Genomic DNA, 10576 nt, shown 5'->3' with positions numbered 1-10576 from the left:
ACACCTTCACCGCGGACTCCCCAACCGCGGACAACCTCAGCGCGGATACCTACAGCGCGGGCGATTTCGGCGCAGGTCGGATTGCTGGGCGGGGTTGGCTTGTGGAGTACGTGCGGCATGAGGATGAGTTGTTTGCGGTGGTTGTTCGAGGGGGTGGTTGTGAGTTGCGGAGGGTTGGATCTTATGCGGAGGTGAGTGAGGCTGTTATTCGGGTTCGGTATCACCTGCGGCGGCGGAATTTGCGGGATGCGGGGCCTGGGCTGGTGTCGATGCCTGAAGGGGATTTGGTGGCGCTCGACGATATGTTGATGGGGCCGCTGGTTCGGGATTCGGGGCCGGTTACCGTGGTTCCGACGGGGGCGCTTCATACGTTGCCTTGGCCGCTGTTGCCGTCGCTTCGTGGGCGGCCGATGTCGGTGAATTCTCATGCGGGCGGGAGTGGGGGTGTTTACGAGAGGGACTGCACCGTTGTGGGGGTGGCTGGGCCTGGGCTTGTGCATGCCGTGGATGAGGTTCGGATGGTGACGGGGGTGCATAAGAACGGGGTGGTCGTTCCGGCGGTCAAGGGGGCGGTGGTTGAGGCGTTGGGTTATGCGGGGGTGTTGCATATTGCGGCTCATGGGATGTTTTCGCCGCGGAGTCCGATGCTTTCGAGTATCACGCTCGATGATGGGCCGTTGATGGCGTATGAGTTGCTGCGAGTCGGCCGTGTGCCGCCGGTGGTCGTCTTGTCGGCCTGTGAGGCGGGCATGGCGCATGCCCCGATGGACGGGGTCACGTGGGGCCTCGCGGGAGCTTTTCTGGAGCGTGGTGCCCGTTGTGTCATCGCCGGTGTGGTGCCGGTGAGAGATGACGAAGCTCAGGCTCTGATGATCCGGTTTCACGAATTGCTGGCGGCGGGACACAGCCCTTCAGAAGCGCTCGCCCAGGCATCGGCCGAGACCGATGTCCCAGGGTTCGCTTGTTTCGGCACCGGAAGTTGATAGATGCGAACGATTCTTAACCCAGGGTCGCCGACTAAGAACCCCTAACAAAATGAAGCCGGTCACTCTTGGCACCGCTGCGGCGAGAAGCGTCACCTGCGTTAACGGCGCCAGATAACGGCGAAGTCCGGCACCTCGGGCCATTCTGCTAAGCCCTCTAAGAAATTAGTCCGGAAAGTGCGCGCACATTGGTTGCCACGCGCCGGATTCTTCCGGTTGACGCCTCTCTCAAATTTGTCCGACCACGGACACGAGAGGCACAACCTCAAAAGCCGAGGTTCACGGCCTGAGCGACCTGTTACGACTGGTTCCGGTCGCTCGCTGATTCGACGATGAAGCCGGGGAGGTATCTCAGCGGTGAGCAGCGCTTGGATGGTTTGCGTTTTGTGCCCTCGCATGCCTGGACGGCCGCGTAGACGACGTGGTCTTTGTCCAGGGTGAAGTGGAACTTCTTCCACTTGCTGCCGCAGTTCCTGGTTTTGAAGTTCAGGGTGCCGACGTTGACGACCTGGTATTCGAGTCGTACCCAGCCGCAGAGGTTCTTCTTGTTCGTGCGGAGTTTGCCGCTCACGTGGGTTTCGAGATTCGTGCCTTCCTGGTGTTCCCAGGAGGTTCCTCGGGCTTCGACCGTGTTGCCCTTGGTGTGGACGGATGGCCAGGGCTTCGCCGGCCAGGAGTGGCCCGGGTCCGCAGTGGCGGACGCCGTGGCCGCAGGGATGAGGGCGCTGGCTAACACGGTGAGAGTCAGAGCGATTCGGCGCATGGACGGTCCCCTAGTCCTTGGCGATCTCCAGGCCTATTTGATCACAAACCCTGCGAAATCCACACAGAAGATCGTCATCCACACAGAAGATCGTCGCCTGATGACGACCGAGATCGTTGCCTTCTGGCGACCGAGGGCCGGCTTGTGGCGACAGGGAGGTCAGCCGGTGGCGACAGGGCGGGTGGGGTCTGTGATCCAGTTGGACCAGGAACCGGGGTAGAGGGCGGCGGAGATGCCGGCGATCTCCAGGGCGAGGACTTCGTGGGCGGCGGTGACGCCGGAACCGCAGTACGCCCCCACGGAAACCCCGGGTACCGCACCGATCGTGTTGAAGCGTTCGCTCAGGAATTCACGGGTGTGGAACCGGCCGCCAGGTTCGACGTTCTGCCCGGTGGGGGCACTGACGGCACCAGGAATGTGACCAGCCACAGGATCGACGGGTTCGACCTCGCCTCGGTACCGTTCGGCCGCCCGGGCATCGAGAAGCACCCCGGTCTCCACAAGCTCCGCAGCTTGATCCGCATCCAGAACCGGCATCCCACCCGGAACCGCCATGAAATCCCCAGCCGCACCAGCCGCACCAGCCGCACCAGCCGCACCAGCCGCACCAGCCGCACCAGCCGCACCAGCGTTGGAGTCGGACGCCGTGGCAGCGGTTCCAGCGAGGTCGGGGACGTCCTTGGTGATCGGAAGCCCCGCGCGCACCCAGGCGTGAAGGCCCCCGTCGAGTACGCGCACGTCGGGATGCCCGAAGTACCTGAGCATCCACCAAGCTCGGGCCGCCGCCGTGGAGTCGGCCTCGTCGTAGACCACGACAGGCCTGCCAGCGGACACCCCGAGACGCCGCATGGCCGCCTGGAAGTCCCCAGCGGACGGCAACGGATGACGCCCCCCGACTCCCGGCGGCGCCGCCAGATCCTTCTCAAGATCACAGAAGACGGCCCCGGGAATGTGCCCCTCCCGGTACGCCTCGATCCCCGGCGGACCACCCAGCCGCCACCGCACATCCAGCAACGTGACCTGCTCGGCGGCCAGACTCTCAGGAGTGATCAACGGACTCATAACGCCACCTCCAGGCAGATCACCACGATCACAGGGCGGGACCCGCGGACGACGCGGTCCCAAGCACACCCAGCGACCATACTCGCCCCCAGCCGAACACCACCGGCGCCGGCTCGACCTTTACCCGAAGTCCCCTCACTCGGGCGCTCGAACCAAGGTCACCCGAGAACAGCGCTCACCCGAGAACAGCGAACGACGGCGGACATGGCGGCGCGGCGCTCGCGTGACCGCCCGGCGGGATCGCGAGGGCCTCCCCTGACGCCCCCCGGCTCCCGGCAGACGACCTCTACCGCCGGATCTCCAGCAGGGGCACGTTCAGTTCCTCCGCCGTCAGGGACCCGTGATACCCGGTGAACTGCCACTCCACCTTCTCGGCCTCCGCCGGAATGACCACACACCCACCGTACGGCACCGCCACCACGTCCCCGATCCGCGGCAACCACTCCCGCCGTACCCGCCCCCCGAACCAGCCCGAATCCACCGCTTCTTCGCGGGAGACCACCCAGGCGCGCCCTTCGAGGGTCTCCCGCCAGGCGGATTCGACCGAGGCGGCCGCCCCCGGCGAGGTGTAGACGTGCCGAGCCCGGGCCTCCCCGCCCAGCAGGTCGACCCCTTCCATCAGCTCGGGATGCGCGTCCACATCGACCTTGTCGGTCGCGTTGACCATCCCGTGGTCGGCCGTCACGTACATGACCGCGTCCGACGGCAACGTCTCCGCCAGCCGTTCGGCCATGCGGTCGACGAGCGCCAGCTGGTCCAGCCAGGCCTGCGACCCCCACCCCGCCATATGCCCCGTGCTGTCCAGATCGCCGTAGTAGACGGTCACGAACGTCCGCGGCGACCGCAGCGCGTGCCGCACCCCCGCGATCCGCTCGTCGATCGACTCGGCGTGCCGGTGGTCGACGCCGCGGTAGACGGCCCGGTTGAGCCCGGACCCGTCGAAGGCGGCCGTGGCCACGTAGACCGCGTCCACGTCGAGTACGGCGAGGCGCTGGTAGATGGTGTCGGCGGGCTGCCAGACGTCGGGGTCGATGGGCAGGCCGGGCGCGGTCCAGCGCAGGCAGTTGAACAGGCGGCCCTCGCCGGGCACGGCCATCTTGATGCCGAGCATGCCGTGTTCGCCGGGCGTCCCGCCGGTGCCGAGCGTGGCCAGGCTGGTCGGCGTGGACGACGGGAACCCGGCCGTGATCGTACGGCCCAGCGCCGCGGACAGGAACGGCGCCACCCCCGGATGGGCGCGCAGCAGTTCGGCGCCCATGCCGTCCACGAGGAACAGGCACACCCGGGTGGCGGGCTGGAGTCCGAGGGTGTTCTCCCCGCCTCCGCCGAAGGAGGCGAGCAGGGAGCCGGGGAAGTCGCTCAGCGAGGCCGTGCCGTACGCAGGGAGGTGTGGGCCCGCCATGGTCAGCTCGCGGCGCGGGCGGTGGCCTCGGACAGGGCGCGCGCGAAGGCGAGCACGTGGCTGACGGCCTCCGGGCCGTCGGCGGCCTCGCTCACCCGCAGTTGCAGGTCGTCGGCGGTGACGGCGCCGGTGTAGCCGTGGTCGGCGTCGCAGTTCTCGTCGCCGCAGGTGGCCGGTTCGAGGTCGACGTGGGAGATGGCCCCCCAGCCGATGGTGAGCGTGACCTCGCTGGGCGGCACGCCGGGCACATAGGAGGCGGGGTCGGGGACGACCCGGGTCAGCGCGACCGACTGGATCCGGCTGAGGCGGACCGCCTCGGTCGTGGTGGACGCGTGCGAGGCGGGGTTGCCCTCGGCGGGGGGATGCTCGTCGGTGTGGCAGACCAGCAGCCGGGTGGGCGACAGCACGAGCACGGTGACGTGCCGCCTGACCTCCATGGCCGGGTCGAACGTGGCCTCGTGGTGCACGACGAACGCCGTTACCTGCTCTTTCCCTAAGGCGGAGTCGACGGCGTCGGCGACCAGGTCGGGGTAGTAGCCGCTGCGGTCGATCGCCTCACGCAGGTCGGCAGCCGAGACTCGGGTATCCCTCATGGGTCCATCCTGCCCTGTCACGGGCGCGGATTTCACATGCGAAGCCACGTTCTCGCCAGCCCAGATATACCGAATTGGCAGTATTTGGAAAGGCTGACAAGGCTTTTCCCTCGCCGGTGTTCGCCTTGACCGAACATATGCGTTCGCCCTCACCGAACTCAGGCGAGCCGGCGCGGGCCGCCGTCCGGGCGGGGGCCCACGACCGGCCGGATCACCGCGCGGGCGCCCAGCACCGCGACGCCGCTCTCCCCCACCAGGACCTGGTCGAGATCGAGCCTGGCCACCTCGGGCAGCGCGTCCGCCAGCAGCCCCACCCGCACCAGCAGATCCTCCAGCGCCGGTACGGCCACCGGCGGGTAGCCGTACTCCCCGAACAGCAGGGGCGCGGTGCGCACGGCCCGCACCAGACCGGCCGCGTCCTCCTCGGTGAGCGGCGCCAGCCGGTACGCGTGATCGCCCAGCAGCCGGGCCGCCACCTCCCCCAGCCCGAACGACACCACCGCCCCGAAGTCGCGGTCCTGGGTCATGCCCACGACGGTCGGCACCGCGGGCCCCGAAGGCGGCGCGTCCGCGACGGCGATCCCGTAGCAGGCGAGCAGCGCGCCGGCGTCGATCTCGGCGCCAGCGGGCGCCTCGGCCACGATCCGCCGCGCCTCCCGCCGGTCCACGGGGATCTCCGGCACGCTCCCGGCCGGTCCCGAACGCCATCCGGCGTGCCGGACCACGTGCGCGAGCGCGCGTACGGCGTCCTCCGGCGCGGCATAGGACGGCACCGACCCCCGCGCGGGCCCTTCGCCGGGGACGCGCAGCAGGGGAAGCAGGCCCAGCGCGCCCTGGAAGGTGGCCAGCACCGGCTTGCCGGACTCCCGCGCGGCCTTCACCAGCTCGGCGGCGACCTCCTCGGCCCGCCCGGGGATGGGCGGCATGTAGATCGCCAGCACCGCGTCCGCCTCGGGCAGCACCCCGGTGAGCGCCTTCCCGTACTCCTCGGCCCCGGCGCGCGCGCCCAGGTTGACCGGGGTGGCGGGCACCAGACCGGCCGCCAGGCAGGCGTCGGCGGCCAGCAGCGCCAGCGCGTCCGAGTTGCTGACGACGCCGACCCGGGGACCCGCAGGTAACGGCTGGTGGGCCAGGAGCTGGGCCACGTCGAACAGCTGGGTCAGATCGTCCACCCTGATCACGCCGGCCTGGGCGAACAGGGAGCTCAGGGCGGTGTCGGGCAGGCCGAGCGCCGACGCGGCGTGCCCGCTCGGCACCCCCCGCGACTTGACCACCACGATCGGCTTGGTCCGCGAGATGCGCCGCGCCAGCCGGGTGAACTTGCGGGGGTTTCCGAGGGATTCCAGATAGAGCAGGATCACCTCGGTGGCCGGGTCCTCCTCCCAGTACTGGAGCAGGTCGTTGCCGGACACGTCGGCCCGGTTCCCGGCGGAGACGAACGTGGAGATGCCCATGCCGCGCTGGGCCACCCGTTGCAGCAGGGCGGTGCCGAGGGCGCCGGACTGGCTGAAGAAGCCGACCCGGCCGCGTCCGGGCAGGGTGGCCGCCAGGGTGGCGTTGAGGCGGATGCCGGGGTCGGTGTTGGCGACGCCCAGGCAGTTGGGGCCGACGACGCGCATGCCGTACAGGCGGGAGATGCGGACGAGTTCCTGCTGGCGCCTGCTGCCCTCCTCGCCGGTCTCGCCGAAGCCGCTGGAGACCACGATCAGGCCCTTGACGCCCTTGCGGGCGCACTCCTCGACCACGTCGAGCACGCTCTCGGCCGGGACGGCCACGACGGCCAGGTCCACGTCGCCGTCGATGGCGGCGACGCTGCGGTAGGCGCGTACCCCGGCGACGGCGCGGACCTCGCGGTGCACGGGGTAGACCGGGCCGGTGAAGTCGGCGGCCAGCAGGTTGCGCAGCACGGTCTGGCCGATGCCGCCGGGTTCCCTGCTGGCGCCGATGACGGCCACCGACTCCGGCGTGAGCAGCCGTTCGATGGAGCGGGCCTCGGCGCGGTGCTCGCGGGCGGCGGTGACCTCGACGGCCGTCTCGGTGGTGGCCAGGTCGAGCGTGAGCCGTACGACGCCGTCGGCGAAGCTGCTCTTGGCCGTGTACCCGGCCTGGCGGAACAGCATGTTCATGCGGTGGTTGGCGGGCAGCACGTCGGCGATGAAGGTACGGATGCCCCGCTCCCGGGCGGCCGCCCGCAGGTGCTCCATCAGCACGGCGGCCACGCCCCGGCCCTGGTGGGCGTCCTCCACGAGGAAGGCCACCTCGGCGTGGTCGGCGGGCTGAACCCGGTCGTAGCGGACCACCGCCACCATCTCGGTGCCGATCGTGGCGATCAGCGCGACCCGGTCGTCGTAGTCCACGTTCGTGAACCAGGCGATCTCCCGATCGGACAGCCGGGGGCGCGGTCCGAAGAACCGGAAGTAGATCGTCTGGTCGGACAGCCGCGAGTAGAACGCGCGCAGCAGCTCGGCGTCGTCGGGACGGATCGGCCGCAGGTGCGCGGTGCCCCCGTCGGAGAGCACGACGTCCGCCTCCCAGTGGGCCGGGTACGGTGGTTCCACAGGTCGAGCGTATCGACGCCCGGCTTGGGATGGTTGGGCAACGCTTGTGCATCGACTGTGCCCGAGTGTCCGCTCTACCCCCCACGACGTCACCGGAAGCTGTTAAGTTTCTCGGCGTCAGCCTCATATCGCACGGAGAGGACGCCGACCCCCCAATGGTGCGGCGGAATCACCTCCCTCAGCAGTTGGCAAGGTGGTGACATCATGACCCGGGTCGTCGTGGTGGGCGATCTCATGACCGACGCGGTCGCTCGCGCCAGGTTCCCTCTCGCCCGCGCCAGTGACACCCCGGCGATCGTCACCATGCACGGCGGCGGATCGGGGGCGAACATCGCCTCCTGGCTCGCCGTGGAAGGTTCCGAAGTGGCCTTCATCGGCCGGCGCGGCGCCGACATCACGGGCCGCAACCGGGACATGGAGCTGATGGGCTACGGCGTGGACGCCCGCCTCGTGATGGACCCGGAGCGGCCCACCGGCACCTGTGTCGTGCTGGTGACGCACAAGGGCGAGCGCACCATGCTCTCCGACCCGGGCGCCAACGCCGCGCTGTCCCCCGAGGACCTGCCGCGTGACCTGTTCGCCCAGGGCGGCCACCTGCACATGTCCGGCTACACGCTGATCTGCGAGGGCTCGCGGGACGCCGGCCTGGCCGCGCTCGACCTGGCCCGCCGGGCCGGCATGTCGATCTCGGTGGACTGCGCCTCGTCCGCGCCGGTGGAGCGCACCGGGGCCGAGCCGTTCCTGGAGTGGACCCACGGGGTCAAGCTGCTGTTCGCCAACGCCGACCAGGCCAAGGTGCTGACCGGCCGCGAGGAGCCCGACGCCGCGGCCAAGGTGCTCACCGCCTGGTTCCCGCAGGTCGTGATCAAGCTCAACAAGGAGGGCGCGCTGTGGTACACCAACAGCCGCTCCGAGCCCGTGCGGGTGCCCGCCGAGACCGTCGACCGGGTGGTGGACGGAACCGGCGCGGGTGACGCGTTCGCGGCCGGCTTCCTGCCGAGCTGGCTGAACGGCAAGCCCCCGGCGGACGCCCTGGCGGCGGGCAACGCCCTGGCCGCCAAGTGCATCTCCAACCTGGGCGCCCGCCCCCGCCTCTAACCCCCCGCTCAGGTCGCCAGCGTCAACGGCAGCACCGCCGTCGCCCCCGCGTGCCTGAGCTGGGCGGCGGCCAGCGTCAACGTCCAGCCCGTGTCGGTGCGGTCGTCGACCAGCAGCACCGGACCCGCCGTCTCGGCGATCCGCGCGGCCAGCTCGCGCGGCATCGCCAGCGTGCCCCTGATCGCCTGAACCCGCTGCGCCGAGTTGTACTGCTGCCCCGGCGAGCCGTTCCGGTAGCCCAGCTGCCCCAGATCGGCCAGCCTGCCGACCTGCGCCAGCCGTTCGGTCAGCGACCGGACCAGCACCGGCCTCGTGGCGGACGGCACGCCGACCACCGCGACCGGCCGCCGCTCCCACTGCCACGTCTTGAGCACGGTCACCACGGCCGCGAACACGTCGTCGGGTACGGGACCGTCCGGCTGGGCCAGCAGCTCGCGCAGGCGCGTCCCCCACCCGATGTCGGTGAGCCGCCCGAGCGCCCGCCCGGTCTCCGCGCCCAGCTCCGGCTTGATCCGCCCCTTGAGGTCGGCCAGACCGGTCGGCCACTGCCGCCGCGGCTCGATGTCGACCCCGGGCCTGGCCAGGCGCTCCTGCGCGGCCTGGACCGCCGCCGGGTCGATCTCGGCCGCCCGCCACGCGCCGGTGCAGTTGTCACAGCGCCCGCAGGCCACCGCCGTGTCGTCGTCCAGGTGCCGCCGCAGGAACAGCTCGCGGCACTCCGCGGTCGTCTGGTAGGCGAGCATGGCCTCCTGCTCGGCCCGGCGCTCGGCCGCCACCCGGGCATACCGCTCCGCGTCGTACGCCCAGGGCTCCCCCGTGGCCTCCCACCCGCCCTTGACCCGGCGCACCGCCCCGTCCACGTCCAGGACCTTGAGCATCATCTCCAGCCGGCTCCTGCTGAGGTCCACCCGGCTCTCCAGCGCCGCCGTGGACAGCACGCCGCCCGCCTCGCCGAGCGCGCCCAGCGTGGCCCGCACGACCGGCTCCGGGGGGAACGCCAGCGACGCGAAGTAGGCCCAGATCTCCCGGTCCTCCTGGCCGGGCAGCAGCACGACCTCCGCCTTGCGCACGCCGCGCCCGGCCCGCCCCACCTGCTGGTAGTAGGCCACCGGCGACTGCGGCGCGCCCACGTGCACGACGAACCCGAGGTCCGGCTTGTCGAAGCCCATGCCGAGCGCGGAGGTGGCCACCAGCGCCTTGATCCGGTTGGCGAGCAGGTCCTCCTCGGCGGCCAGCCGTTCGGCGGGCTCGGTCTGGCCGGAGTAGGCCGCCACCGGGTAGCCCCGCTCGCGCAGGTAGGCGGCGATCTCCTGGGCGGCGGCCACGGTGAGCGTGTAGACGATGCCGGACCCGGGCAGCTCGCGCAGGGTCTCGGCCAGCCAGGCCAGCCGCTGCCCGGCGCCGGGCAGGCGCACCACGCCCAGGTGCAGGCTCTCCCGCTCCAGCGGCCCGCGCAGCACCAGGGTCTCCTCGTCCTCCCCCGCCAGCTGTTCGGCCACGTCGCGGGTGACGCGGGCGTTGGCCGTCGCGGTGGTGGCCAGCACCGGGACGCCGGGGGGCAGCTCGGCCAGCATGGTCCGCAGCCGCCGGTAGTCGGGGCGGAAGTCGTGGCCCCAGTCGGAGATGCAGTGCGCCTCGTCGACAACCACGAGGCCGGCGCTCTCGGCCAGCTCGGGCAGGACCTGGTCGCGGAACTCCGGGTTGTTCAGGCGTTCCGGGCTGACCAGGAGCACGTCCACCGTGCCCTCGGCGACCTGCGCGTAGACCTTCTCCCACTCATCGGCGTTGGCCGAGTTGACGGTGGCCGCGTGGATGCCGGCCCGCTCGGCGGCGGCGATCTGGTTGCGCATGAGCGCCAGCAGCGGCGAGACGATGACCGTCGGGCCCTCGCCGAGGTCGCGCAGGAGCGCGGTGGCGATGAAGTAGACGGCCGACTTGCCCCAGCCGGTCCGCTGCACCACCAGGGCCCGGCGCCGGTCCATGACCAGAGCCTTGATCGCCAGCCACTGGTCCTCGCGCAGCCGGGCGTCCGGCCCCGCGAGCGCGCGCAACCGCTCCTCGGCCTCTTCCCGCAACACCTCTTCTTCGGTCACCGGTCCTTAGTACCAGGTCCGGAC

General features: G+C 70.7%; 8 protein-coding genes. 2 read left to right on the top strand and 6 right to left on the bottom strand.

Going from position 1 to position 10576, the window contains the following annotated elements; all coding sequences use genetic code 11:
• Nucleotides 1-983 (top strand): CHAT domain-containing protein (locus tag Aph01nite_RS14125; protein ID WP_204041308.1); only part of this gene is annotated, 983 nt, incomplete at its 5' end.
• Between the two features lie 298 nt (nucleotides 984-1281).
• Here Aph01nite_RS14125 and Aph01nite_RS14120 read toward each other — a convergent pair.
• The 5 genes from Aph01nite_RS14120 to Aph01nite_RS14100 form a co-directional block, all read right to left on the bottom strand.
• Complete coding sequence (locus tag Aph01nite_RS14120) at nucleotides 1282-1746, bottom strand: hypothetical protein (protein ID WP_204041307.1); 465 nt, start codon at nucleotides 1744-1746, stop codon at nucleotides 1282-1284.
• Nucleotides 1747-1905: 159 nt separating this feature from the next.
• Nucleotides 1906-2808, bottom strand: coding sequence for a sulfurtransferase (locus Aph01nite_RS14115; RefSeq protein WP_204041306.1), 903 nt, complete (start codon nucleotides 2806-2808; stop codon nucleotides 1906-1908).
• Nucleotides 2809-3094: 286 nt separating this feature from the next.
• Nucleotides 3095-4210, bottom strand: coding sequence for an alkaline phosphatase family protein (locus tag Aph01nite_RS14110; RefSeq protein WP_204041305.1), 1116 nt, complete (start codon nucleotides 4208-4210; stop codon nucleotides 3095-3097).
• A gap of 2 nt (nucleotides 4211-4212) precedes the next feature.
• Complete coding sequence (locus tag Aph01nite_RS14105) at nucleotides 4213-4803, bottom strand: DUF5998 family protein (RefSeq protein ID WP_204041304.1); 591 nt, start codon at nucleotides 4801-4803, stop codon at nucleotides 4213-4215.
• Between the two features lie 158 nt (nucleotides 4804-4961).
• On the bottom strand, nucleotides 4962-7361 hold the full coding sequence (locus tag Aph01nite_RS14100) for a bifunctional acetate--CoA ligase family protein/GNAT family N-acetyltransferase (RefSeq protein ID WP_204041303.1): 2400 nt from the start codon (nucleotides 7359-7361) through the stop codon (nucleotides 4962-4964).
• 204 nt (nucleotides 7362-7565) lie between these two features.
• On the opposite strand from Aph01nite_RS14100, the gene Aph01nite_RS14095 reads away from it, so the two are divergent.
• A complete protein-coding gene (locus Aph01nite_RS14095; RefSeq protein ID WP_204041302.1) occupies nucleotides 7566-8459 on the top strand; it encodes a carbohydrate kinase family protein in 894 nt (297 codons plus the stop codon).
• A gap of 8 nt (nucleotides 8460-8467) precedes the next feature.
• On the opposite strand, the gene Aph01nite_RS14090 is transcribed toward Aph01nite_RS14095, so the two are convergent.
• Complete coding sequence (locus tag Aph01nite_RS14090; RefSeq protein ID WP_239161668.1) at nucleotides 8468-10552, bottom strand: RecQ family ATP-dependent DNA helicase; 2085 nt, start codon at nucleotides 10550-10552, stop codon at nucleotides 8468-8470.
• Nucleotides 10553-10576: the final 24 nt, after the last annotated feature.

It is taken from the genome of Acrocarpospora phusangensis (genome assembly GCF_016862995.1).
Taxonomy (GTDB): Bacteria; Actinomycetota; Actinomycetes; order Streptosporangiales; family Streptosporangiaceae; genus Acrocarpospora; species Acrocarpospora phusangensis.
The sequence above is the reverse complement of the archived record's forward strand: the minus strand, read 5'-3'. Positions and strand labels throughout refer to the sequence as shown.

Excerpts from the sequence above, each read along its gene's own strand:
- Aph01nite_RS14120 (WP_204041307.1), bottom strand. The coding sequence starts at position 1,746 with ATGCGCCGAATCGCTCTGACTCTCACCGTGTTAGCCAGCGCCCTCATC.
- Aph01nite_RS14115 (WP_204041306.1), bottom strand. The coding sequence starts at position 2,808 with ATGAGTCCGTTGATCACTCCTGAGAGTCTGGCCGCCGAGCAGGTCACG.
- Aph01nite_RS14110 (WP_204041305.1), bottom strand. The coding sequence starts at position 4,210 with ATGGCGGGCCCACACCTCCCTGCGTACGGCACGGCCTCGCTGAGCGAC.
- Aph01nite_RS14105 (WP_204041304.1), bottom strand. The coding sequence starts at position 4,803 with ATGAGGGATACCCGAGTCTCGGCTGCCGACCTGCGTGAGGCGATCGAC.
- Aph01nite_RS14095 (WP_204041302.1), top strand. The coding sequence starts at position 7,566 with ATGACCCGGGTCGTCGTGGTGGGCGATCTCATGACCGACGCGGTCGCT.